This window comes from Sphingopyxis sp. L1A2A (genome assembly GCF_005502465.1).
In the GTDB taxonomy this organism is placed as follows: Bacteria; Pseudomonadota; Alphaproteobacteria; order Sphingomonadales; family Sphingomonadaceae; genus Sphingopyxis.
The window spans coordinates 1-23,800 of the sequence record NZ_SCOT01000014.1; the positions used below are offsets into that span (position 1 = coordinate 1).

Consider the following 23,800-nt stretch of genomic DNA (forward strand, 5'->3'; position numbering starts at 1 on the left):
CCCTTGATCCCCTCCCTTGCAGGGAGGGGAGAAAAACGGGGCTATTTGGTCGCGGGCGGTTCCCACAGTTCGATCGGATTGCCTTCGGGGTCGTGCACGCGTGCGAAGCGGCCGATTGCCGGGTCGTTCCATTCGTCCTTGGTGATCACCGCGTCGCCCGCTTCGTGAAATGGGGCGAGCACCGCGTCGAGGTCATCGACGCGCAGGTTGATCATATATTGGCGGTCGGCGGGGAAATAATCGGTGTCGGCCTTGAACGGCGCGAACACCATCGGCCCGGCGGCGACGTTCCATGTCCATTCGTCGATCGGACCGCTATCGTCGGCGTTACAGCCGGCGCCGATGCCCAGCCGCTCGCGATACCAGGCGTTCAGCGCGTCGGGGTCGCGCGCCCGGAAAAACAGTCCGCCGATGCCTTTGACATGTCCCATATCCGCCTCCCCGTCATGTGGCAGGCAGACTAGGCCGATTGCATCACTGTTTCCACTCTCCGCTGCCGCGGAATTCTTCGCGGACCTGACCCGACTGGTTGAGCCGGGGGTCGGCATAGGTCGGTGCCGGCGCCGGGACGACGACGGGCGACGGCATGACGGGCGCGGCGGGTGCCATCGCGCCGGGTAGCGGCGCGGCGGGCCCGTCGAGCAGCGGGGCGCCGGGGCCGCTGAGCATCGGTGCGGGACCGGCGCCGGGGGCAACGCCCTGACCCTTCAGGATCGCGAGCTGCTGCGCGAGTGGCAGATAGGGGCCCGGCACCGGCTCGCGGCCCAGATACGGGGCGCGGAAGGCATCGGGCATCCCCCAGCGGCCGCGCCAGCGGTGAAAGATATGGGCGCCGACGATGTTGGTCATCACCAGGCTTTTGCCCCAGCGCGGCCAGATCGCCTGGGTGTGATAATGGGTGGCAAGGCCGACCTTGGGGAAAACATAACCGCCCAGCGCCGCCGACGCGATGCGGCTGGCGCGCAGCCAATTGGGCTTGCTGGGCGCGCGCGCCATGGCGCCGTCGCAGCTGAAGGTAAACTGGCACACCCCGGCGCGCTGCGACCCCTGAAACACGACGCCGCACACGGTGTTGGGAAAGCTCGGGTGGCGGACGCGGTTGATCACCGTCTGGGCGACGCCGCGCATCCCGTCGTCGGTTTCGGACGCCGCCTCATAATAGATGGCGGCGGTCAGGCAATAATGCGCGCGCTCGCGGTCGAGCGCGGTGACGCCGCGAAAGACATAGGCCTTGGCGGGCGGGCCGACAAAAGCCTCGTCGCGCAACAGTGCGGGGTCGGCCGGGGGCAGCGCCGCGGCGTCGCCAAAGCCGATGCTCGCCGGATCGGGCAGCGTTGGATCGATCTTCAGCGCGTCCTCATAATCCCCGGCATTCATGATCGCCCAGCGCGCCGGGTCATAGGCGCGAAAATCGACCGGCACCGACACGCTGTACGGGCCGAAGACCGCGGGCGCACGCAGCTGCCCGCTCGACAATAGAAAGGCGAGGCACGCCACCGCCATCACCGCAACGATCGCCGCCCAAAACGCACGCCCTGGCCCGGCCGGTTTTTCCGGCGCCGGGTCGCGCCACGTCGAACGGGCGGTCAAGTTGAGTTCGGGCTTCATCAATCGCCAAAATTCCATCGCCGCGCCCGCGCCGATTCGCGCGAACGGGGTCCAGTCCGCCTTATACGCGCAAACGCCAATAAAATGTTGCAGCGCGTCGCGTTTGTTCCACAGCGGCACGGGCGGGTGGAGGAAGCTGAAAGCAGCAATGTCCGCGCGCTCTGTCTGCAGCGGCCCTTCGATTAGGCAAATATTGGGACAGGGCGGCTAAATGTCCGGCCATGACCGATGCGGGCATCCCATCCTATCGGCGCAGTGCGCGCACCGATGGGCAGATGTGGCTGCTGCTCGCCTTTGGCCTGCTCTTTTTCTGGGCGGGATCGACGATCGACCCGGCTGATAATTGCAGCGCCGACGGCCGCGAATGTGCGCCGTGGCTGGTGCCGCTGGCGCAGGGGTTTGGGGCGCTGATCACTTTGGGGGCGGGGCTCAATATGCTGGCCAATCCGAACCGCGGCAGTTTTGTCGATCCCGTCACGGGCGATCTGGTGTGGTGGAAGGGCCGGATCGGGAGCAGCAGCGGCGACGAAGGGCGCGTTCATCCCTCGCAAATCAGCAAATTGCGGATCGTGCGGCAGGACGACAGCGATGACGCGGTGCATCTCTACGACCGCGCGGGCGAGCGGCTGTTCTGGTTTGATCAGGAAATGATTCCATGGCCGTATCAGCACTGGGCCGATCGGCTGGCGGCGCAGTGGCCGCACATCGTCGTCGAAAAGGGCGACTGACGATATCGATCGCGGCCGGATGACCGCCGCGATGGTCCGGTCCGGCGCCCCAGGGACGCCGGACCGGATATCATTCAGGCAGGCTGAAGATTGACAGCCGACGTCTTGCCGCGCTGGTCGGTTTCCAGCTCGTACGAAACGCGCTGTTCCTTGTTCAGCGTCGACATGCCGGCGCGCTCAACGGCAGTGATGTGGACGAAGCTGTCGCCCGAGCCATCCTCGTTGGCAATGAAACCATAGCCTTTGTCGCTGTTGAAGAATTTTACGGTGCCGATGGGCATGGGTGTTTCCTTTCACGAAAACAGGGAATCCTCGGGCAAAAGCACCTTTGGAGCTGGTAGCGCGTGAAGGGAAGTATCAGCCTGTCGGCATCAAATTTCCGTCGCAGGCGACGTTAGCGCAGTTTCCCTGCTCCGATTTTGGCGAAAAGTCAAGTTTTTGCACAAAATATGCGATTCCGATCGCGCCCAAATATCGCCATCGCGCCGAATTTCGTGCTGCGCTTGCCGCCCGCTAGCGGGTTTCGACGGTCAGATGTTCGATCGCGTGCACCGGCTTCACCCGCGCGCAAACGGCATCGCGCTTCACGCCGACAACGCTGATGATCGCCGAATGGGCACTGGGGCCGACGCGCCAGACGTGCAGGTCGGTGATCTTTGCATCGCCGGGCGCTTCGACGCGCTGGCGAATCTCGGCTTCGAGCGCCGCGTCGGATGCGTCGAGCAACACCGCAGCGGTATCGCGCATCAGCGACCACGCCCACATCGCGATGACGATCGAACCGACGATCCCCATCACCGGGTCGAGCCAGACCCAGCCGAGATACCGGCCGCCGAGCAGCGCGGCAATCGCGAGCACCGACGTCAGCGCGTCGGCGACGACATGCAGATAGGCCGAGCGGAGGTTGTTGTCCCGCTCTTGGTGGTGGGGACCATGATCATGGTGCTCGCCGTGATGATCGTCGTGATCGTGCCCATGGCCGTGCTTGCGGCCATGATCGTGCCCGTGGCCGAGCAACAGCGCGCTGGCGATGTTTACGCCCAGCCCGATGACCGCGATGATCGTCGCCTCGGCAAAGGCCACGGGGCGCGGGTCGAACAGGCGAAGCGCCGATTCATAAGCGATGCCCAGCGCGACGATGCCAAGCACCAGCGCCGAGGCGAAGCCGGCCAGATCGCCGACCTTGCCGGTGCCGAAGCTATAGCGGCCGCCGTGGGCATGGCGCTTGGCATAGGCATAGGCGATCGCCGCGATGCCCAGCGCGCCGGCATGCGTTGCCATGTGAAAGCCGTCGGCGAGCAGCGCCATCGAGTTAAACGCCAGGCCGGCGGCGATTTCGCCGACCATCATTGCCGCGGTCAGCGCGACCACCCACAGGGTGCGGCGTGCATTTTCGTCGTGGCGCGCGCCCAGAAAGACATGGTCATGGGTCAACGCCTCGATCTCGCTGTCGAAGGACACGCGCCGGACCCTATTTCGCGTAGCGGCGGATTGCCGCCAGCAATTCGTCGGCGCCTTGGGCCCGCTCGGCATCGGTCAGCGCGGGCGCGACGACATGCTCGCGCATATGATCTTCGACCAGTTCGTCCATCAGCCCCAGCACCGCCCCGCGCACCCCCGCGACCTGATGCAGGATCGCGGCGCAGCCCGCATTGTCGGTGATGGCGCGCTCGATCGCCCCCACCTGTCCGGCGATGCGGCGAACGCGGGCGAGAAGATGATCGTGGCTGGATGAAGTGTGCGACATAGGATACCCCCCTATCCTATAAGTCGAATTGGTGCAATCGGCCTTTTGCTCTGTCGCAGCGATCCGCCGTTTGCGCCCCGGCAAACCCGCCCGATTTCTGTCGCGCCATCGCCCCTAAGCAATTGCATATCGCGGCTGGGGCGCTAAACCGGCGCCCATCGACCGATTAGAGTCAGAAACGGGGCTGATATGGCTGGCAACGAACCGAATACGCGCCCGCGCGCGCCGCATTTGCAGGTGTATAAATGGGGCCCGGCGATGGCGGTCTCGATCCTTCATCGCGCCAGCGGCGACGGGCTGGCGATCGTCGGCGTGGGCCTGTTCCTGTGGTGGCTTGGCGCCATCGCGGGTGGGCCAGAGGCTTATGCGGCGTTCGTTGCCTGTGTGTGGCGCGATCCCAGCCCCGAAATCACCCTTTTCCATCAGGTCACCAATATCCTGGGCAAGATCGTCCTCGTCGGGCTGACCTGGGCGTTTTTCCAGCATCTGTTCTCGGGCCTGCGTCACTTCGTGCTCGACACCGGCGCGGGGTATGAGCTGAAATCGAACAAGCTGTGGTCGACCGTCGTGATCGCCGCGGGCATCGCCGCGACCGCCGCGACCTGGCTTTACATCATGGCGGAGGCACTCTGATGGGCGACGGCACGCATCTCGGCAAGGTCCGCGGCCTCGGCTCGTCGGGGCATGGGTCGCAGCATTGGCTGCAGCAGCGGCTGACCGCGCTCGGCAACATTCTGCTCGTCGGCTTTTTCGTCGTGTCGCTGATCCGGCTGCCGCTCGGCGACCATGCCGCGGTGCTGCGCTGGGCGGCGAACCCGATGGTCGCGCTCGCGCTGATCCTGATGGTGGTCAGCGTCTTCTGGCATCTGCGGCTGGGCCTGACGGTGCTGATCGAGGATTATGTCCACGGACCGATGCTTCTGCTCGCGACCGTTCTGCTCAATTTCTACGCCATCGGCGGCGCCGTCTACGGGATCTTTACGATCGCCCGTATCGCGCTGGTCCCGGTGATGGCCGCCGGCCCGGGGGGCATGTGACATGACCGACGCTTACAAGATCATCGACCATATCTATGACACCGTCGTCGTCGGCGCCGGCGGGTCAGGGCTGCGCGCCACGATGGGCTCTGCCGAAGCGGGGCTGAAAACCGCGTGCATCACCAAGGTGTTCCCGACGCGCAGCCACACCGTCGCGGCGCAGGGCGGCATCGCCGCGTCGCTCGGCAACAATTCGCCCGACCATTGGCAATGGCATATGTACGACACCGTCAAGGGCTCCGACTGGCTCGGCGACCAGGACGCGATCGAATATATGGTCCGCGAAGCGCCGCAGGCGGTGTACGAGCTCGAACATGCCGGGGTGCCCTTTTCGCGCAACGCCGATGGCACCATCTATCAGCGCCCGTTCGGCGGCCATATGCAGAATATGGGCGAAGGCCCGCCGGTTCAGCGCACCGCCGCCGCGGCCGACCGCACCGGCCACGCGATGCTTCACGCGCTGTACCAGCAGTCGCTGAAATATGACGCCGACTTCTTCGTCGAATATTTCGCGCTCGACCTGATCATGGAAGATGGCCCCGACGGCAAGGTTTGCCGCGGCGTCATCGCGCTGTGCATGGACGATGGCAGTATCCACCGCTTCCGCAGCCAGGCCGTGGTGCTCGCGACCGGCGGCTATGGCCGCAGCTATTTCACCGCGACCTCGGCGCACACCTGCACCGGCGATGGCGGCGGGATGGTGCTGCGCGCCGGGCTGCCGCTCCAGGACATGGAATTCGTCCAGTTCCACCCGACCGGCATCTACGGCGCGGGCGTGCTGATCACCGAGGGTGCGCGCGGCGAGGGGGGGTATCTCACCAACTCCGAGGGCGAGCGGTTCATGGAACGCTATGCCCCGTCGGCGAAGGATCTGGCGTCGCGCGACGTCGTGTCGCGCTCGATGGCGCTCGAAATCCGCGAAGGCCGCGGCGTTGGCCCGCACAAGGACCATATCTTCCTGCACCTCGATCATATCGATCCGGCGGTGCTGCACGAACGCCTGCCCGGCATCACCGAAAGCGGCAAGGTGTTCGCGGGCGTCGATTTGACGCGTCAGCCGCTGCCGGTCGTGCCGACGGTCCATTATAATATGGGCGGCATTCCGTGTAATTATCATGGCGAAGTCGTGACGTTGGGCAAGGATGGCCCCGACACCGTCGTCCCCGGCCTGTTCGCGGTCGGCGAAGCGGCGTGCGTGTCGGTCCACGGCGCTAACCGCCTCGGGTCGAACAGCCTGATCGATCTCGTCGTCTTTGGCCGCGCCACCGGGCACCGCCTGCGCGACATCATCAAGCCTGGCGCGGCGCAGCAGCCGCTGCCAGCTGACAGCGCCGATCTGGCGCTCGGCCGGCTCGACCATTTCCGCCATGCCAAGGGCGGATCGCCGACCGCCGAAATCCGCCTCGAAATGCAGCGCGCGATGTCGGCGCACGCCGCGGTGTTCCGCACCGACGAACTGATGGCCGAGGGCAAGGAAAAGCTGACCAAGACCTATCAGCGGATGAACGACATCGGGGTCACCGACCGCAGCCTGATCTGGAACACCGACCTCGTCGAAACGCTCGAGCTCGACAATTTGATCAGCCAGGCGACGGTGACCATGCATTCGGCGTTCAACCGCAAGGAAAGCCGCGGCGCCCACGCCCACGAAGATTTCCCCAACCGCGACGATGCGACCTGGATGAAGCACACGGTGGCGTGGTTCGACGGCTGGGGCGGCAAGGGCGGCGGCGTCCGCCTCGATTACCGCCCGGTCCACGAATATACGCTGTCGGATGACGTCGAATATATCAAGCCGAAGGCGCGGGTTTATTGATCAGGACAGCGGCGACGAGCCTGATCTTGTTCGCGGCGGCCGGCGTCGCTGGGGGAACTTCGGAAACATCGATTTCGGAAGAGGCGCGCATGCTGATCGACCTCACGCGCGAGACGCGGAAGACCTATTCGCTTGTGACCTGGAACAGGGTTACACGCCGGGACGGGACCGTAATCGAGGAATGGAGTGCCGAGTTCCATGACGGCGTTCATCACCGCGTTGAAACACCTCGCGATCGATTGATCGCCGATTGTGCGAGGATGACCGGTACCTATGTTCAAATGGGGAGCGCCAAGATGATCAATGGCGCCACTGTTGCGCGCGCCGCGTGTGGCGTGCAGGCCAATTCGATCATTCAGTCGGCGCGTGTCGCGGGCAAACGGGAAACCCGGTTCGGGCCTGTCACTCATCTGATCGTCGTCGACGCGGATAGCATCCGTACCTATGACGTGGACGTGAGTGGGGCGCTGCTCGGCGCTACGATTTCGGATCGGGACGGGAGCTTGCGACTGGTGAGCCGCGCCGTGAGCTTCACCGCTGATGTGCCACCTGACATTTTTTCAATGGAATCGCTCGGAAAGAGCGCGGTTCCCGAACGTTTTCGAAAATCTGTCCGCTATCCGGCGCCAACTGCCGATTGATCCTGCAACGACCGGATTCATGTCGAGTTGGCGCGGCGCTCTTATGGGTTCGCGGAAAAGAGCTGCCCTTTTTGCATTACTTCGCCTCGGCGACGTTAGGCGGCGGCACTTTCAATCGTTGATATTGCCGAGGACCGGTGCAGCGCGGCTACTCGCCAAAAATGGTGTCGATCGGGTTGAGGTCGGAGAACGGCTTGTCGACGTCCTGACCCATGAGCCACAGTTTCTGGCATGCCACGGTGAAAAAGATCAGCGCGACGGTCCACACGATGAAGGTCTTGCGGATTTGCCAGCGGCGTTCGGCCTCGGCCGCCTTGGCGCGCGCCTTGTAGTCGATTCCCAGCTCACCCTCGAACTCGGCGACAAGCTGCGCGCGGCGGGTACGCGAAATATTCGCGATACTCGCGTTGCTTTCGTCAGCCTTCGCACGGCGAGTCGCCATCTTCATACCCTTGGCCCAGCTAGTCCTGACACCCGACAATAATGCCGAGCCCCTGCAAAAGGGTTAACCGGGTGGCGCCAATCGACCGACCCAATCAAGGGTGCCGGGTCAGAGTGTTACGACCAGTTTGCCGACCGCGCTGCGATCGCCCAGCTTGGCAATCGCCTTGCCGCCATCGGCGAGCGCGTAGGTGCCGGTGACGCGCGGCTTGATCTTGCCCTGTTCCCACAGCTGGAACAGGCGCGCGACATGCGCCCGGTTTCGCTCCGGCTCGCGCGCGACAAAGGCGCCCCAGAACACACCCGCGACGTCGCAGCTTTTGAGCAAGGTCAGGTTGAGTGGCAGGCGCGGGATGCCCGCGGGGAAGCCGACGACAAGATAGCGGCCTTCCCATGCGATCGAACGCAACGCGGGCTCGGCATAATCGCCGCCGACCGCGTCATAGACGACATTGGCGCCGCCCGGTCCGACCGCTTCCTTAAAGGTGTTCGCGAGCGCCTTGGACTGATCCTTGTCGAACGGCTGGCGGCCATAGATCACGACCTCATCGGCGCCCGCCTGCCGCGCGATGTCAGCCTTTTCTTCGCTTGAGACGCCCGCGACAACGCGCGCGCCGAACGCCTTGCCGAGTTCGACCGCGGCGATGCCGACGCCGCCCGAGGCGCCGAGCACGAGCAAAGTCTCGCCTTCCTGGATATGGCCGCGATCGACGAGCGCGTGGATACTGGTGCCGTAGGTCATCAGCAGTGACGCGCCCTCGGCGAAGTCATGGCCTTCGGGCAGGTGATAGACATTGTGGACCGACACCGCGACGGCTTCGGACATGCCGCCATTGCCGCAGCCCGCGATGACGCGGTCGCCGAGCTTGAATTCGGTGACGCCTTCGCCGACTTCGGCGATCAGCCCCGCGACTTCGCCGCCGGGGGCAAAGGGGCGCGCGGGCTTGAACTGATATTTATCCTCGATGATCAACGTGTCGGGGAAATTGACCGCGCACGCCTTGACGTCGATCACGACCTGTCCGACGCTGGCGGTCGGCCGCGGCAGTTCGCCCAGGGTCAGCGTTTCGGGGCCGCCGGTGGCGGTCGACAAGAGAGCCTTCATCATCTTCTCCTTATGCCAGCGTTGGCGTCAGCCACGGCTGTGTTTTGGCTATTTTCTGTTCGTGCGCGGCGATTGCCGCTTCGCTCTTTTCGGTCAGTGAGATCTCGTCGAGGCCTTGCAACAGGCACATCTTGCGGAACGGGTCGATGTCGAAGGTGAAGCGGTCCTGAAACGGCGTCGTCACCGTCTGAGTGTCGAGGTCGACGTGGATCGGATCGGTCGCCGCAACCGCCATCAGCCGGTCGATCGCCGCCTGCGGCAACACGACTGGCAGGATCCCGTTCTTCACCGCATTGCCCGAAAAAATGTCCGAGTAGGACGGCGCGATGACGACGCGGATGCCCAGGTCGCCGAGCGCCCAGGCGGCATGCTCGCGGCTCGACCCGCAGCCAAAATTGTCGCCCGCGATCAGAATCGGCGCGCGCTGAAATTCGGGGCGGTCGAACAGATTGTCGGGGTCGGCGCGTAACGTCTCGAACGCGCCTTGGCCCAATCCCTCGCGGCTGATCGTCTTCAGCCATTTGGCCGGGATGATGACGTCGGTATCGACATTCTTCAGCCCGAACGGGATGGCGCGGCCTTCGACCTTTTCAATCGGCGTCATGCTATTCGGCAGCCTTCGGAAAAGCGGGGAGTTTCGTGACGTCGCGGGGTTCGTGCTGAATGATCACCGTTGCCTTCAGATTTTTCGCCAGCGCCTTGAAGCGGTCGAACGAGGCCAAGGTGTCGGCGCGGTTGGTGTTGAAGGTCGGCACCCCCGCGCTGTCGTAATTTTCCTGAAAATGCGCCTGATCGCCGCTGAGCAGCACCGGACCCATTCCCGCCAGCCGTACGAGCAGCGTGTGGTGGCCCGGGGTGTGCCCCGGCATGTCGAGCATAACGACGCTGCCGTCGCCGAAAATATCCTTGTCGCGCGCGACCGGCTCGACGCTGCCGCCGCCGCCGATCCAGTGCGCGAAGGGTTTCGGATCGACAAATGCGGGGCGCTCGCTTTGCGTCAGCATATCCCAGTCGCCATTGCCGACATAGAGTTTCGCGGCGGGGAAATCGGGCAGCTGGCCGACATGGTCGGAATGAAAATGGCTGACCCCGACCATATCGATGTCGTCGGGCTTGATGCCAAGGTCGGCGAGCTGTTCGACCAGGCTGCGGCGCACCGTGGCCGACATGTCGCCGGTGGTCGTGAACGCCGCGCCCTTGAGCGCGGTCGGCAAGCCCAGATCCCACAGCATCAGCTGGTCGCCGTGGCGGATCAGGTAACAACCGACGGTCAGGTCGCGGCTTTGCCCGGGATAAGCCTGGGTGTCCGAAAAGGCGTTGAGCCGGTTGACGCGCACCGTGCCGCAATCAAGCCGGGTCAGGCTGACCTTCGCCGCCGCGGGCTTGTCCTGCGCCAGCGCGGGGGCGGCGAGGGCCAGTGCTGCTGCGGCCGATGCGATAGCTTTCCAGATCATGCTCTTGGCTCCCTCTGTTGCGCGCTCAATCCATCAGCTCCCGCACGTCGGTGAGCCGTCCGGTCACCGCCGCCGCCGCCGCCATCGCGGGCGACACGAGATGCGTGCGGCTGCCCGGGCCTTGGCGGCCGACGAAATTGCGGTTGCTGGTGCTGGCGCAGCGTTCGCCTGCGGGCACCTTGTCGGGGTTCATGCCGAGGCACGCCGAACAGCCGGGCTCGCGCCACTCGAGGCCCGCGTCGGTGAAGATGCGGTCGAGCCCCTCGGCTTCGGCCTGCGCCTTCACCAGCCCCGATCCGGGGACGACGATCGCCCATTTGACACCCGCGGCCTTATGCCGCCCCTTCAGCACCGCGGCGGCGGCGCGCAGATCTTCGATCCGGCTGTTGGTGCAGCTGCCGATGAAGATATTCTCGATGGCGACGTCCTGCATCCGGGTGCCGGGTTCGAGGCCCATATAGGCGAGCGATTTTGCCGCCGCCGCCTGTTTTGACGAGTCGGCGAAGCTGTCCGGGGCAGGGACCAGCCCGGTGATCGGCACGACATCTTCGGGGCTGGTGCCCCAGGTGACGCTGGGCGCGATGTCGGCGGCGTCGATCACGACAATCTTGTCATAGGTCGCGCCCGGATCGGTGGCGAGACTGGTCCAATAAGCGACCGCGGCGTCCCAGTCGGCGCCCTTCGGCGCATATGGGCGGCCTTTGAGATACGCGAAGGTCGTCGCGTCGGGGGCGATCAGCCCGGCGCGCGCGCCGCCCTCGATCGCCATGTTGCTGACCGTCAGGCGGCCCTCGACGCTGAGCGCGCGGATCGTGCTGCCGGTATATTCGATGACATGGCCGGTGCCGCCCGCGGCGCCGATGGTGCCGGTGATGTGGAGGATGACGTCCTTGGCGGTGACGCCGCGGCCGACCTCGCCCTCGACGCGCACTTCCATCGTTTTCGCGGGCTGGAGCAGCAACGTTTGCGTCGCCAGCACATGCTCGACCTCGCTGGTGCCGATGCCGAAGGCGAGCGCGCCGATACCGCCGTGGCACGCGGTGTGGCTGTCGCCGCAGACGATCGTCGTGCCGGGCAGCGAAAAGCCCTGCTCGGGGCCCACGACATGGACGATGCCCTGCTCGGCGGCGACCGCGTCGATGTAGCGGATACCGAAATCAGGGGCGTTTTGCGCCAGCGCCGCGAGCTGCGCCGCGCTTTCCAGATCGGCAATCGGCAGCCGGTTGCCCGCCGCGTCCTGGCGCGCCGTGGTCGGCAGATTATGGTCGGGCACCGCCAGCGTCAGGTCGGGGCGACGTACCGTCCGCCCGCTCGCGCGCAGCCCGGCGAACGCCTGCGGGCTGGTGACTTCGTGGACGAGGTGGCGGTCGATGAAGATCAGGCAGGTGCCGTCGGGGCGCTGTTCGACAACATGCGCGTCCCAGATTTTTTCATACAGGGTGCGGGGGCGAGTCATGCCGCTGCCTTAGATCAGCCGCACAACATTGCAAGCCGGTGGCGATAGGAAACGCAATTTTCGGTCGCGTTGGCGGCAAAGATGCTTAGCATGGCGCAGCCCTTCTGGAGTCGCGCTCAGGAACAGGAGAGGCCCATGGTATCGATTCCCGCCTATCGCCCCGTCATCCGCACGACGCGCGGGCCGTATCGCGCCGCGGCGCTGGTCGGCACCCATAGCATTTCGCTCGGCTGGGACGTCGATCCCGCGCAAAGCGCGGGCCTGCACGGCTTTGCGGTGCGCAAGAGCGAGGTCGACCTGGCCAGCGGCGAGGTCATCGCGGTGAACTGGCTGCGCGGCGAGAAACGCTTCAAGGGCGATCCGGTCGATGGCTATGACGTGTCGTCGCGCGAGGCGCCGTTCCAGCGCTTTCGCTGGAGCGATTACACGCTGAAAAGCAGCCTCGGCTATGTCTTCGACATTTTTCCGGTGCGCGGGACGCCGCCCGATGGCCTGACCATCGGCGAGCCGCCCTTAACGCTGAAGCTGCGGCCGTCGCCCGAAATGGCGAGCGGAGTGGGCGCCTATGTCAATCGCGGCGTCACCTCCGCCTTTGCCTATCTCGACCGCTTCAAGGGCGCGCATCCGCGCGACGTTCCCGATGGCGCGGCGTGGCGCTGGCTGTCGCGCGGGTTGAAAGAGGCGTTGATCGGTTTCATCGAAGGCGCGGGCGGCGGGCACGGCCTGCGCGTCGGCATCTACGAGTTTTTCGACGACGAGGTCGCGGCGGCGCTGGCGGCGGCCAAGGCGCGCGGGGTCGATGTACGGATCGTCTATCACGCCAAGCCCGGCGACCATGCGACGCACAAGAGCGAAGCGGTGCTCGCCGCGCACGGCCTGACCGCCATCGCGACGCCGCGTGCCGCGATCCAGAAGATCAGCCACAACAAGTTCATCGTCCATCTGGCGGGCGGCGTGCCGGTGCGGACCTTTACCGGCACCGCCAATTTTTCGGAGAACGCCTTTTATTACCAGACCAACGCCGCGGTGATCCTGGACGATCCGGTCGTCGCGGCGGCCTATCATGATTATTGGCTGATCCTGGCCGACGACCCGGTGCGCGGGCCGTCAAAGAGTGATCCGGCCGAGGTGCGCAACCGCGTCGGGGCGCTGCAAGCGCGGCTCGCCGCGGCGGGCGGCGGGCCGTTTAGGGCGCAATATTTCTCGCCGGTGCGCACGCTCGACATCATCGACAAGGCGGTCGAACTGGTCGGCGCGGCGAAAAGCTGTGTCCTGACCAGCGCACCGTTCGCGCTCGACCCCGCGATCGTCGCCGCGATCGCGGCGCAGCCACAGGGGCTGCTCCACTATGGCCTCGGGAACACGACGGTGCGCAAGAAGGTCGAGGCGCTGACCACGAACAACACGCGCTATTTCGTCCCCTCGCGGCTCGAAACCTATATGGGGCGGCAATGGGATGCCAAGGCGTTCGGCAACCACAAGATCCACAGCAAGCTGATGATCATCGACCCGTTCGGGGCGCGGCCGCAGATGCTGTTCGGGTCGGCCAATTTCAGCGACGAAAGCTGTCAGGGCAATGACGAAAACGCATTTCTGAGCGAAGATCCGCGGCTGATCGCGGTCATGGCGACCGAATTTCTGCGGATGTTCGACCATTATAAGTCGCGCGCCTTCATCAACCAGATCCGCGGGCAGGGGCTGACCGACGATGATTATCTGAGCGAGGATGGCGGCTGGATGAAGACCAGTTTTTCGCCGACCGCGCGCAGCCACAAGTTCCGCGACCGGCTGGTGTTTGTCGGTGACTAGATCCCAGCCCTAGCGCGGCCGGCGCGGCGGGGGTATGATCGCGCCATGTCGCTGCCCGCCATCATTGCGCTGATCGTCGCCACCGTCGTTGCGATGGAATTTGTCGCGTGGGGCAGCCACAAATATATCATGCACGGCTTTGGCTGGGCGTGGCACCGCGACCATCATGAACCGCATGACAAGATGCTGGAAAAGAACGACCTGTTCGGACTGTTCGGTGCGGCGCTGAGCATATCGATGTTCGCGGTGGGCAGCCCGATGATCATGGGATCGTCGGCGTGGGCGCCGGGGACGTGGATCGGGCTGGGCGTGCTGTTTTACGGCATCATCTATACCGTGGTCCACGACGGGCTGGTCCACCAGCGTTATTTCCGCTGGGTGCCGCGGCGCGGCTATGCCAAGCGGCTGGTGCAGGCGCACAAGCTGCACCATGCGACGATCGGCAAGGAGGGCGGGGTCAGCTTTGGCTTCGTCTTTGCGCGCGATCCGGCGAAGCTGAAGGCCGAGCTGAAGGCGCAGCGTGAGGCCGGGGTTGCGGTGGTGCGCGAGGCGTTGGTCGATTGATTGCCGTCATTGCGAGGAGCCGAAGGCGACGCGGCAATCTCCAGCCGCCGGCCTCACGCGGCGCCGATAGCTGGAGATTGCTTCGCTTCGCTCGCAATGACGGGGCGAGGAATGCTACCCCGTCCGATAATCCGCCGTGATCGCCCCGCACGCGCGCAATTCTTCCTCATGCCCGACCTCGCGCCAGCTTTCGGCGAGCGCCTGACGTTCCCACTCCACCATCGCGGGATACGCCAGGATGTGATCGACCCACACCTGTCCGACGCCGACGTCGAGACCATAGGTACGGATGCGGAAGGCGACGGGGGCGAAAAAGGCGTCGACCGCGGTGAAATCGCGGCCCGCGAGCCACGGGCCGCCAAAGCGCGCCAGCCCCTCCTCGAACAGTTCGCGGACGCGCGCGACATTGGCCTGGAGCGCGGCGGACATCGGTTTTGGGGTCACGCGGACCCCGACGTTCATCGTGCAATCATTGCGGAGCGCCGCAAAGCCGCTGTGCATTTCGGCGGCGGCGCATTGCGCCCAGGCGCGCGCGTCGGGATCGGCCGGCCACACGCCGTCGTGCCGGTCGGCGAGATAGAGGGTGATGCCGAGCGAATCATGGATGGTGCGCCCTTCGTGGAGCAGTGCCGGCACCTGTCCGGTCGGTGAGAAGCTACGGAAATCATCGTAATTGGCGGGCTTGGTAAAGGGTTCGATGCGGTCGCGAAACGATATACCGAGCGCGCTCATCAGCACCCAGGGGCGGAGCGACCAGCTCGAATAATTGCGGTTGGCGGTGATCAGCTCGTACATGCTGCGCGCTCCTGTGCGACGATGGGGGAGGTGTAGGCGGGGTCGTGCGCGAAGGGCAGCGCGGTGCCCTCGCGCAGCGCCGCGAGCACGCTGGCGAAGTCGCTGCGGGCGCGCCAGCCGAAGCGGCGTTCGGCGCGCGACGGGTCGTAAACGCGGTCGATCCGGTCGGGAAGCACCCAGCCTTCTGCCGCATAAAGTTCGGCGGCGTCGGGGTGGGCGCGCGCGATGACGGCGGGCGCGTCGCGGGCGAGTTCGGCGGCGTCTTCGCGCGCGAACGGCGGCGGCGCCGAGAGGATGAAGGTGTCGCAGCCGATCGCGGGCGCGGCCTCCAGCGCGGCGAGATGCGCCGCGGCGGCATCCTCGACCGTCAGGCGGCGGTTCAGCAGCTCGTTCGCCTTGAGGTTCGGGCCGCTCGGCACCGCATGGGTGTCGTCATCTTCGGGAAAGAAGCGCCCGGTGCGCAGGATCGCGACCGAAATGCCATGCTCGCGGTGGACGAGGCGGCACGCCTGTTCGGCGGCGAGCTTGGTGATGCCATAGATGTTGCGCGGTTCGAGCGGGCCGAAATCCTCGTCCATCCACCACGCGCCATGCGCGCCCGCGCCGTCGCGGACATCGGCGCGCACCATCAGCGAGGTGGTCGAGGTGAACAGGAAGCGGTCGTTGCCCGCCGCCACCGCGGCCTCGATCAGGTTCAGCGTCCCGCTGACATTGACGTCGATAAACGCCTGCCGCGGATAGCGGATGATGTCGGGTTTGTGCAGCGCGCCGCCGTGGATCACCGCCTCGATGCCATGCTCGCCCATGGTCCGGTCGACCAGCGCGCGGTCGGCGACGGTGCCGATGACCTGCGTATGCGTGCCGGGGACGACGTCGAAGCCGGTCACGTCATGGCCGTTTTGGCTCAGCAGCGGAGCCAGATAGCGCCCGAGCCAGCCCGACGATCCGGTCAGCAACACGCGCATCGATGATTCTCCTCCAGACCCCGAACGCGCGCCTGATACACAGGCCGTGGATCAGGGCGCAAGCGGGTCGCGCGCGACCGGAGTGGCGTCCGTCCGGCCTCTGGCAGGCGGCAGCTCGCTGAGGTCGAGCCAGCCCGCGTCGCCGCGCTGGTGATAGCTGTCGATCACCGTGAACGGGATGCGAAAGGGAAATCCCCAGTCGCTGTTCCACATCGCGACGACGCCCGTCCGCGTCGCGGGTTCAAAAATCATCGTTGCGCGGTAGCCCGCAACCGCGCCCGAATGGCCCGCGAGCCGGTGACCGCCATAGGTAAAGCTCCGCCAGCCCAGGCCATAGGCCGCATCGCCGGTCGCCTGCCGCAACGTGCCGCCATAGAGCCGCGCGGTGCCGACGCGCGGGCGGTGGGCCAGCTGCAACACCGGTTGCGGCAGCACATCGGGGCGGTCGCCCATCATCGCCTGCATCCAGGTCGCGAAATCGACGATGTCGCTTTCGACCCCCGCGGCGGCGGGGACACGCCAATAGGCCTCCTTGACCGCGCGGACGTCGTGCCCGCGATGCGGCCGCGCCCAATCCTTGGCGCCGGTCAGCCGCGCCATCCCATAACCGGCGCTGACCATGCCGAGCGGGCGGAAAAACCGGTCCTCGACCGCGTTGGCGAACGGCTCGTTCGCCGCCCGGGCCAGGATCTCGCTCGCGGTATCAAAGGCGATATTCTGATAGGTGTGGCAGGTGCCGGGTTCGCATTGCAGCGGCGCCGCAGCCAGACTGGCGCGCAGCAGCGCCGGGCTCTGCCCCTCTTCCAGCTTTTCGTCATAGGCGTTTTTGGTCAGGCCGGTGCGCTGCGCCAGCACATCCTCCAGCGTCACCCGCGCCTCGGCGCCGCCGGGCAGACGCAGCGACGTGCGCCAGTCACCGACCGGACGGTCCAGATCGATCGCGCCATCGCTGGCCAGCGCCGCCGCCAGCACCCCCGTCGCGGTTTTGGAAACCGAGGCCCAGCGAAACAGCGTCTGCGGGGTGACCGGCGCCCCGGTCGATTTGTCGGCGACGCCATAGGTGCGGACAAAGCGCAGTTCGCCATCCTCGACCACCGCCACCGCCAGCCCCGCCATTTCGGGCCGCTGCGCCAGGTCGGACAATTGCTGGTCGAGGGCGCGATAGTCGATCCGGCCGCGCCACTCGGCGGCGGTGTCGGGCAGATTCTCCGGCGGCTTGATCGGGATCGGAACGCTGGCCAGCGGCTGGCCCCCGCCAAAGGCGTGCAGACCAAACCAGCCGGAAAAGCCCAGCGCGGCTATCGCGATCAGAAGAAGAAAAAAACGCTGCATCGACCCGTGATTATATTGCGACCTTATCGTTGATCGCTGTCTTAGCCGCGACTGCCGCCGCCGTCACCCCCGGCGCGGTTCAGGGCGCCAGATAACGCCACGCCTTGACCGTGCCGATGGCGTAAACCGCGCCATAGACAAAGACGATCAGCGACGACCAGATCGCGAAGCTGTCGGTGTGTTGCGGCCGCCACAGATGGAGCGGCACAAAGATCAGCCCGCGGAGCAGATAGATTGCGGTGATCGTCACCAGCCCCGTGCGGAGCAAAGGCAGACGCGGGAGGGCGCCCGCGCCCGAAAAGGCATAGGCCGCCCAGATCAGCAGCATCGCGCTGATCGCCAGCGTGATCAGCGTCGGTTGCCAGTCGCCGCGTGCCGCCGCGCGCGCCATGCCCTCACCCGCGCCGAAAAAGCGATACCAGTCGGGGCCGCCAAAGATGCATGCGATATGGAGCAGCGCCGCGGCGACCGACAGCCCGCCGCCGATCAGCAGCCAGGTCGAACCGGGGTTGGCGGCGACGTCAGGCACCGGCGTCAGGCGATATAGTGCGCGGTGGTCTTTTCGGCGACCTCTTCGGCGGTGACCCCGGGCGCCAGCTCGATCAGCCGGAACGGGCTGGCATGATCGTCGCGCCGGAACACCGCGAGGTCGGTGATGATCATGTCGACGACATTCTTGCCGGTCAGCGGCAGCGTGCAGGCCGGGATGAATTTCGGGCTGCCGTCCTTGGCAACATGTTCCATCACGACGATGATCTTCTTGACCCCGGCGACCAGATCCATCGCGCCGCCCATGCCCTTGATCATCTTGCCTGGAATCATCCAGTTGGCGATGTCGCCATTTTCGGCAATCTCCATCGCGCCCAAGACGGTGAGGTCGATATGTCCGCCGCGGATCATCGCAAAGCTGTCCGACGAGCTGAAATAGGCCGAGTTCGGCACTTCGCTAATCGTCTGCTTGCCCGCATTGATCAGGTCGGCGTCCTCCTCGCCCTCCAGCGGGAAGGGGCCGATGCCGAGCATGCCATTTTCCGACTGGAGCGTCACCGTCATCCCCGCGGGGATATGGTTCGCGACCAAGGTCGGGATGCCGATGCCCAGATTGACGTAATAGCCGTCCTGCAGTTCCTTTGCGGCACGCGCCGCCATATCGTCGCGGGTCCAGGGCATTATTTCGGCTCCCAATTTTTGTCGGAGGGGAAGGTTTCGTCCCAGCCCAGCTTTTCCCATGGGCCATAGACGGGGTTGGGGAACAGGAACCAGCCCTTGTCCCACAGCGCCGCGGCGGCGGGGCCGGTGGCCAGCGCCATGCGGGTTGCGGCGGGGAGGTCCCTAACGTTGAACTGCTGGCTGAAATCGCCGAGCTGGTCGCCGGCGAGGATGATGACGCAATATTTGGCGGCAATCGTCGCACGACGCCCGTCCTTGCTCGACCCGGTGGCATCGTCGCCCATCAGGAACAAGGTCTCGCCATGCTTGAAGTCGCCGAGCCCCGCGGCGCGCAGCGTGTCTTCGCTGCCCTTGGCATTGGTGGCGCTGCGATTGGTGTTGGCGATGACCGTGATGCCAGCGGTGCGCAGCTTACTAACCATCTCGACGGTGCCGGGCATGGCGACGGCCTTACCCGCGCCGGTCTTTTCCCACTGGTCCCAGATTTTGGGGTCAAAGGCGGTGCCCTTTTCGGCGAAGTAGCGCATCGGGCCAAGGTTCCAGATCAACGTCTCGTCGGCATCGAAGACCGCGGCGAAGGGCTTGCTGCCGCAGGGGTCGAAGCGCGGCGCGTCCATGCTGGCGCCCGCCGCCAGAACGACGCTGTCGGTCGGTCGTTGCTTGATGCGGGCGAGGCCATAGTCAGCGATGCGAGCGTTGGTGGCGCGCACCGCGATGGCGGCCTCGGCAGAGCCATAGAGATACTGTAGCGCGACGGGTGGCTTGGCGGCTTCCGTGGGACTAGCAGGTAGGGCCGAGGCGATCGCGACTTCTCCCCGCGGCGTGCTTGCGCAGCCAGCGAGGAGAAAAATTGCCGGTAACACGCCCCGGAAAGCGACTTTGACACGAACGGCGCTGGTCATTGGTATGCCTCGATCATTTCAGCCGTAACTCCGCAAAGGAGATCCGGCATGCCCATGTTCAGTTCTATCTCAGCGATTTTCGATTGCTCGCGAGTCGGAGTTGCTTTGATCAATCGTGCCGACGCGACATATTCATCGAAGAATGTGCGCCCAAGAGCGATCATATGCGGCCTGCCGGATCCGTGCATCACGTCATAAGAGACGCGATCTGTCAGTATCTCTCCAACTTCCGGTGTCATCGACATTTTCGAGAATGTGACCAGCTTCTCCGTCGGATAGATTCTCCGGAAAGAATCATAATAGGCCGCCCTTACGCTCGGCATTTCCGTCGCAAATGCTTTGCTCCATGCCTTGAGATACGCATCACAACGATCTTCACCAAGCCGCTTGTAGGCATCCTGAAATGCTGGCGACTTTTTGAGATTCAGCATGACTTTGGCCTGCGCGATTTCGGCGGGCCGAAAGGTCTGTTCGATGAGCGCATCATCGACAGTGGTGGGCGCCAAAAGGAGGACGAACAGTAGTTTCACGCAACCACGTCTGCCGCCTCACGCGGACGCGTCGTGCGGAATTCGATCTTCTTGTCATAGGGCGCGCCGATGATCATGCGCTTCACATAAATGCCGGGCAGGTGGATGGTGTCGGGGTCGAGGCTGCCGACGGGGACGATCTCTTCGACCTCGGCCACGCAGATTTTCGCCGCGGTCGCCATCGGTGCGTTGAAATTGCGCGCGGTTTTGCGGAAGATGAGGTTGCCGCTCTCGTCGGCCTTCCAGCCCTTGATGATCGCGAGGTCGGCAAAGATGCCGCGTTCGAGGATATAATCCTGGCCGTCGAAATTCTTGACTTCCTTGCCCTCGGCGACCGCGGTGCCGACGCCGGTCTTGGTGTAGAAACCGGGGATGCCCGCGCCGCCGGCGCGGCAGCGTTCGGCCAGCGTGCCCTGCGGGCAGAATTCGACCTCGAGCTCGCCCGCCAGATATTGGCGCTCAAATTCCTTGTTCTCGCCGACGTAGGACGAGATCATTTTCTTGACCTGCCGGGTGCGGAGCAGCTTGCCGAGCCCTTCGCCGTCGATCCCGGCGTTGTTGCTGGCGATCGTCAGATCCTTGGTTCCCGCATCGCGGATCGCGTCGATCAGCCGTTCGGGAATGCCGCACAGGCCGAAGCCCCCCGCGCAAATCTGCATGCCGTCAAAGAGCAGGCCTTCCAGCGCGGCGGCGGCGGTGGGATATTGCTTCTTCCCCATGGGACGGCTCTCCTGATTGCTATGGCGCGCGGACCTTGGCGCAATTAATTCATCAATTCTAATTGTTCTAATTTGTCATTATACATAGGCGATGTCTATCAATCGCGTCGCACTCTATCATCTCGAAACCTTGCTCTGGATCGACCGGCTCGGCACGTTTTCGGCCGCTGCCGAGCGGCTGAACACCACCCAGCCGACGGTGTCGGCGCGCATGCGCGAGCTGGAACAGCGGCTGGGGACGGCGCTGTTCCGCCGCGAAGGTCGCGCGATGTCGCTCACCGCGGCGGGGCGCAAGCTGGTGCGCGATTGCGATCCGTTGCTGCGCGACATGCAATATGCGCTGCTCGGCAGCGGCGGTTATGGCGAGGCGAGCGGGGTGGTGCGGATCGGCGCGGGCGAGATCGCGGCGGCAAGCTGCCTGCCCGCCTTCGTCGCGGGGCTGAAGGCCGATATGCCCCATGTCGGGCTCGAGATCGAAATCGACCTGACTGCGAACCTGATCCAGCAGCTGCTCACCGGGCGCACCGACATTGCCTTTGCCGCCGGGCCGATCGCGCATCCGGCGCTCAAGACCAGCGCGATCGGCGATGTGGAGCTGGTGTGGCTCGCCAGCCCCGCAGTCGCGACGGCGTTTGCGGGCGGCGACACCGGCTTGCCGGTCTGGTCGCTCGCCAGCCATTCGCCGATCCACGGCCGGATGCGCGACGCGATCCAGGCGTCGCGGATTGCCCAGAAATCGCTCAACCTGTGCAACAACGCGCGCACGATGATCGACATCGCCAGGGCCGGGGGCGGCATCGGAATTTTCCCGCAGCCGATGGTGCGTACCGAGGTGGCGAGCGGCGCGCTCGTCGAAATCGGCGCCATGCCCGCGCTCGCGCCGGTCGAGTTTCAGGTGGCGATGCGCGTCGCCGACACCGAACCGGTGCTGACGCAGATTTTTGCGCGCGCGGCGAAGCTCGATCTTGCTGAGGCGGGCGTCTAAGTCGAACGGCCGGTATCGATCGGAAGCTGACCTTTTTTCATCGTCATCCCGGACTTGATCCGGGATACATAGCCGCGCCGTCGTCATGGATCCCGGACCAAGTCCGGGATGACGAAAATGTGAAGGAGTGTCCTGCCCCAAAAACGCTGCTCACCGCGCGATCGGAAACCTGGTCATCCGGCCAACGGCACCCCCAGCACCGCCGACAGGTCGGCGAGCGCCTGCTCGCCGCTGGTCACCTTGATGGCGTGCATACCGAGCCGGGCGGCGGGTTTGCAGTTGATGCCGAGGTCGTCGAGATAGACGCAGGCGGCCGGTGCCACGTCCAGCGCGTCGCACATCATTTTGTAGATGCGCGGATCGGGTTTGCGGACCCCGACCTTGCTCGATTCGATGACATGGTCGAACCGCGCCATGATCGCGGCGACCTCCTCGGCCTTGGCGAAGCTGCGCGCCATGCCGGCGCCGACAACGCCCATCGAACCCGACGGCACGTTGTTGGTGATGCAGCCGAGGGTGAAGCCGCGCGCTTTCAGCGTGTCGAGCGCCGCGACCATCGCCGGGCGGACGGTGCCGGCGAGCACCGCGAGCACCGCTTCGCCCTCGAGCTCATGCCCCAGCGCCCGCGCTTCGGCGGCGAACAAGGTGTCAAAGGTCGCGGCATCGATTTCGGCGCGCTCGAACTTCGCCCATGCATTGTGGTCGGGATCGGCGGCGTTGACGCGGCGCACGAAATCGCGCGGCAAGCCGCGCTCGTCCTCGAGCCGGTTGAACGCTTCGAACGGCGACGAGGTGATGACGCCGCCGAAATCGAAAATCACGGTGGTTATCGTCATGGAGCGATGACAATCCCGGTCTTCGGATCGGCCTGTCCCGACAGCATTTCGCGATAGGCGGCGAGCGCCGCGTCGCCGCCGCTGCGCTTGTCGATGCTGGCGATCCGCGGGGCGACGTCCATGAACGCCAGCCACGCCGCGGCGATTTTTTGCCCGAACACCGCCCCGCCCCAGTCGGCGATCCGCTTCTGGCTGCGCCCGGGGGCAAAAAAGCCCTGGCGGTCGGGGCCGGGCAGACCTTCAGCGTCGGCCTGCGCGTCCCAATGCGATTTGCCGACGACGATCGATGCCTGCAACTGGCCGCCGAAATGGCTGTGGACGCTGCGCGTCACCGCGCCATTGCCCGCCATGTCGACCAGCGCGGCGGGGGTCGATGCGTTGAGCGTCATGATCTGGTCATAGCTGATGACGCGGTCATAGATGCCTTGCGCCGCGAGCGCATCGACATTGGCGGCGCTGGTCAACCCGATCGTTTCGGGGCGGTCGGCGCGTTGCTTGAGGGCAAAGCCCAGCCCGATCGCGGTCTTGCTCGATGCGCTGGCGATCAGGATCTGCTGGACGCCATAATCGCCCTCATCCTCGAACTGGTCGGCGATCAGCCAGCCGGTCAGGAACAGCGGGCGGAACACCGGCCAAAAATCATGGTCGGCGGCGCGATAGTCGGCCATCGCCTCGATCCGTTGGTAGTTGTTGTAAATGGGGGGCAGGGCGGTGCGGCGTGGGGTCACGTCGGTGAAACCGCCGGGTCCGGCCTTGCCGACGGTCAGCACCGCATCGCTCGCCATCGGATAATAGCCATAAAAGCGGTCGCCGACAGACACGCCCTCGGCGGCGCTTTCGGTGACGGTCGCGAAACCCCAGACCGGCAGGCGGCCGGGTTCGCCCGGTTCGGCGAAGAAGTCCCAATAGCCCTGATCATTGCCGAAGAGGCCCGCGGGCTTGCCGAACACCGCGTAGGTGATGTTGTTCGCGGTCATCGCATAGCTGTCGACATGCACGCGCACCTGCCCCGATGCGAGCGGGCTGTCGGGGTCGGCAACCAGCCGGGCTTGCGTAATATCGTCGCGATCGATGTCGATCGCCCAGCTCGTTAAACTCATTTGCGGACCCCTCCGATTGTCTGGCCGCTTTCGCGGAATGGTGGCCATTCATACAGATGC

At 65.2% G+C, this 23,800-nt stretch carries 28 protein-coding genes; 8 read left to right on the forward strand and 20 right to left on the reverse strand.

Translation table 11 applies throughout. The features are described 5' to 3' along the window. Nucleotides 1-41: 41 nt before the first annotated feature. Together FFS68_RS10065 and FFS68_RS10070 are read right to left on the reverse strand one after the other, a co-directional pair. Complete coding sequence (locus tag FFS68_RS10065) at nt 42-431, reverse strand: VOC family protein (RefSeq protein ID WP_137753063.1); 390 nt, start codon at nt 429-431, stop codon at nt 42-44. 43 nt (nt 432-474) lie between these two features. After that, nucleotides 475-1,608, reverse strand: a complete 1,134-nt coding sequence (locus FFS68_RS10070) for a cell wall hydrolase (protein ID WP_137753152.1) — start codon at nt 1,606-1,608, stop codon at nt 475-477. A 221-nt stretch (nt 1,609-1,829) separates the two neighbouring features. Between FFS68_RS10070 and FFS68_RS10075 the strand changes: the two genes are divergently transcribed. Next, nucleotides 1,830-2,336, forward strand: a complete 507-nt coding sequence (locus tag FFS68_RS10075; RefSeq protein WP_137753064.1) for a hypothetical protein — start codon at nt 1,830-1,832, stop codon at nt 2,334-2,336. A gap of 74 nt (nt 2,337-2,410) precedes the next feature. On the opposite strand, the gene FFS68_RS10080 is transcribed toward FFS68_RS10075, so the two are convergent. The 3 genes from FFS68_RS10080 to FFS68_RS10090 form a co-directional block, all read right to left on the reverse strand. Next, complete coding sequence (locus FFS68_RS10080) at nt 2,411-2,617, reverse strand: cold-shock protein (RefSeq protein WP_088442721.1); 207 nt, start codon at nt 2,615-2,617, stop codon at nt 2,411-2,413. 232 nt (nt 2,618-2,849) lie between these two features. After that, a complete protein-coding gene (dmeF, locus tag FFS68_RS10085; RefSeq protein ID WP_212742341.1) occupies nt 2,850-3,797 on the reverse strand; it encodes a CDF family Co(II)/Ni(II) efflux transporter DmeF in 948 nt (315 codons plus the stop codon). A gap of 10 nt (nt 3,798-3,807) precedes the next feature. Continuing rightward, nucleotides 3,808-4,083 (reverse strand): metal/formaldehyde-sensitive transcriptional repressor, encoded by a 276-nt coding sequence (locus FFS68_RS10090; RefSeq protein WP_137753066.1) that lies wholly within the window; start codon nt 4,081-4,083, stop codon nt 3,808-3,810. 189 nt (nt 4,084-4,272) lie between these two features. Here FFS68_RS10090 and sdhC point away from each other — a divergent pair, with 189 nt between their 5' ends. The 4 genes from sdhC to FFS68_RS10110 are packed head-to-tail and all read left to right on the forward strand — an operon-like array spanning nt 4,273 to nt 7,577. Beyond that, entirely contained in the window at nt 4,273-4,716 is a 444-nt protein-coding gene (gene sdhC / locus FFS68_RS10095; RefSeq protein ID WP_137753067.1) for a succinate dehydrogenase, cytochrome b556 subunit, read from the forward strand. Next, nucleotides 4,716-5,120: a succinate dehydrogenase, hydrophobic membrane anchor protein gene (gene sdhD, locus FFS68_RS10100; protein WP_137753068.1), complete on the forward strand. Its 405-nt coding sequence runs from the start codon at nt 4,716-4,718 to the stop codon at nt 5,118-5,120. Before sdhC ends, sdhD begins: the two co-directional genes overlap by 1 nt. Before the next feature lies 1 nt (nt 5,121). Beyond that, nucleotides 5,122-6,936: a succinate dehydrogenase flavoprotein subunit gene (gene sdhA / locus FFS68_RS10105; protein WP_137753069.1), complete on the forward strand. Its 1,815-nt coding sequence runs from the start codon at nt 5,122-5,124 to the stop codon at nt 6,934-6,936. Beyond that, nucleotides 6,933-7,577, forward strand: a complete 645-nt coding sequence (locus tag FFS68_RS10110; RefSeq protein ID WP_137753070.1) for a hypothetical protein — start codon at nt 6,933-6,935, stop codon at nt 7,575-7,577. The genes sdhA and FFS68_RS10110 overlap by 4 nt, the downstream gene beginning before the upstream one ends. Nucleotides 7,578-7,725: 148 nt before the next feature. Here the strand turns inward: FFS68_RS10110 and FFS68_RS10115 are convergent, their stop codons facing one another. The 5 genes from FFS68_RS10115 to leuC form a co-directional block, all read right to left on the reverse strand. Further along, nucleotides 7,726-8,019 (reverse strand): hypothetical protein, encoded by a 294-nt coding sequence (locus tag FFS68_RS10115; protein WP_137753071.1) that lies wholly within the window; start codon nt 8,017-8,019, stop codon nt 7,726-7,728. A gap of 108 nt (nt 8,020-8,127) precedes the next feature. After that, a complete protein-coding gene (locus tag FFS68_RS10120) occupies nt 8,128-9,123 on the reverse strand; it encodes an NADPH:quinone oxidoreductase family protein (RefSeq protein WP_137753072.1) in 996 nt (331 codons plus the stop codon). 10 nt (nt 9,124-9,133) lie between these two features. Further along, nucleotides 9,134-9,727, reverse strand: a complete 594-nt coding sequence (gene leuD, locus FFS68_RS10125; RefSeq protein ID WP_137753073.1) for a 3-isopropylmalate dehydratase small subunit — start codon at nt 9,725-9,727, stop codon at nt 9,134-9,136. A 1-nt stretch (nt 9,728) separates the two neighbouring features. Then, the gene (locus FFS68_RS10130; RefSeq protein WP_171003816.1) at nt 9,729-10,577 is read right to left on the reverse strand and encodes an N-acyl homoserine lactonase family protein; all 849 of its coding nucleotides are present in this window, start codon (nt 10,575-10,577) and stop codon (nt 9,729-9,731) included. A 25-nt stretch (nt 10,578-10,602) separates the two neighbouring features. Next, the gene (gene leuC / locus FFS68_RS10135) at nt 10,603-12,033 is read right to left on the reverse strand and encodes a 3-isopropylmalate dehydratase large subunit (RefSeq protein ID WP_137753074.1); all 1,431 of its coding nucleotides are present in this window, start codon (nt 12,031-12,033) and stop codon (nt 10,603-10,605) included. A gap of 135 nt (nt 12,034-12,168) precedes the next feature. On the opposite strand from leuC, the gene FFS68_RS10140 reads away from it, so the two are divergent. Further along, nucleotides 12,169-13,842, forward strand: a complete 1,674-nt coding sequence (locus FFS68_RS10140) for a phospholipase D-like domain-containing protein (protein ID WP_171003817.1) — start codon at nt 12,169-12,171, stop codon at nt 13,840-13,842. Between the two features lie 45 nt (nt 13,843-13,887). After that, the gene (locus tag FFS68_RS10145) at nt 13,888-14,406 is read left to right on the forward strand and encodes a sterol desaturase family protein (RefSeq protein ID WP_171003818.1); all 519 of its coding nucleotides are present in this window, start codon (nt 13,888-13,890) and stop codon (nt 14,404-14,406) included. Between the two features lie 114 nt (nt 14,407-14,520). Here the strand turns inward: FFS68_RS10145 and FFS68_RS10150 are convergent, their stop codons facing one another. The 8 genes from FFS68_RS10150 to FFS68_RS10185 all read right to left on the reverse strand — a co-directional run bounded on the left by FFS68_RS10150 (nt 14,521) and on the right by FFS68_RS10185 (nt 20,819). Further along, on the reverse strand, nt 14,521-15,201 hold the full coding sequence (locus FFS68_RS10150) for a glutathione S-transferase family protein (RefSeq protein WP_137753076.1): 681 nt from the start codon (nt 15,199-15,201) through the stop codon (nt 14,521-14,523). Continuing rightward, the gene (locus FFS68_RS10155; RefSeq protein WP_137753077.1) at nt 15,189-16,166 is read right to left on the reverse strand and encodes an NAD(P)-dependent oxidoreductase; all 978 of its coding nucleotides are present in this window, start codon (nt 16,164-16,166) and stop codon (nt 15,189-15,191) included. The genes FFS68_RS10150 and FFS68_RS10155 overlap by 13 nt, the downstream gene beginning before the upstream one ends. Before the next feature lie 51 nt (nt 16,167-16,217). Beyond that, on the reverse strand, nt 16,218-17,498 hold the full coding sequence (locus tag FFS68_RS10160; RefSeq protein ID WP_137753078.1) for a serine hydrolase domain-containing protein: 1,281 nt from the start codon (nt 17,496-17,498) through the stop codon (nt 16,218-16,220). Between the two features lie 79 nt (nt 17,499-17,577). After that, nucleotides 17,578-18,027 (reverse strand): hypothetical protein, encoded by a 450-nt coding sequence (locus tag FFS68_RS10165; protein WP_137753079.1) that lies wholly within the window; start codon nt 18,025-18,027, stop codon nt 17,578-17,580. A gap of 5 nt (nt 18,028-18,032) precedes the next feature. Next, nucleotides 18,033-18,668: a CoA transferase subunit B gene (locus tag FFS68_RS10170; RefSeq protein WP_137753080.1), complete on the reverse strand. Its 636-nt coding sequence runs from the start codon at nt 18,666-18,668 to the stop codon at nt 18,033-18,035. Next, on the reverse strand, nt 18,668-19,378 hold the full coding sequence (locus FFS68_RS10175) for an HAD family acid phosphatase (protein ID WP_249340122.1): 711 nt from the start codon (nt 19,376-19,378) through the stop codon (nt 18,668-18,670). The genes FFS68_RS10170 and FFS68_RS10175 overlap by 1 nt, the downstream gene beginning before the upstream one ends. Before the next feature lie 188 nt (nt 19,379-19,566). After that, nucleotides 19,567-20,100 carry a hypothetical protein gene (locus FFS68_RS10180; protein WP_137753082.1) on the reverse strand — a complete coding sequence of 178 codons (534 nt, stop codon included), beginning with the start codon at nt 20,098-20,100 and terminating at the stop codon, nt 19,567-19,569. Next, complete coding sequence (locus FFS68_RS10185; protein WP_137753083.1) at nt 20,097-20,819, reverse strand: CoA transferase subunit A; 723 nt, start codon at nt 20,817-20,819, stop codon at nt 20,097-20,099. Before FFS68_RS10185 ends, FFS68_RS10180 begins: the two co-directional genes overlap by 4 nt. 91 nt (nt 20,820-20,910) lie before the next feature. Here FFS68_RS10185 and FFS68_RS10190 point away from each other — a divergent pair, with 91 nt between their 5' ends. Continuing rightward, nucleotides 20,911-21,804, forward strand: coding sequence for a LysR family transcriptional regulator (locus tag FFS68_RS10190; RefSeq protein WP_137753084.1), 894 nt, complete (start codon nt 20,911-20,913; stop codon nt 21,802-21,804). A gap of 173 nt (nt 21,805-21,977) precedes the next feature. Here FFS68_RS10190 and FFS68_RS10195 read toward each other — a convergent pair whose 3' ends face one another. Then, nucleotides 21,978-22,640, reverse strand: a complete 663-nt coding sequence (locus tag FFS68_RS10195; protein WP_137753085.1) for an HAD-IA family hydrolase — start codon at nt 22,638-22,640, stop codon at nt 21,978-21,980. After that, a complete protein-coding gene (locus FFS68_RS10200) occupies nt 22,637-23,740 on the reverse strand; it encodes a DUF2855 family protein (protein WP_137753086.1) in 1,104 nt (367 codons plus the stop codon). The genes FFS68_RS10195 and FFS68_RS10200 overlap by 4 nt, the downstream gene beginning before the upstream one ends. Between the last annotated feature and the right edge of the window lie 60 nt (nt 23,741-23,800).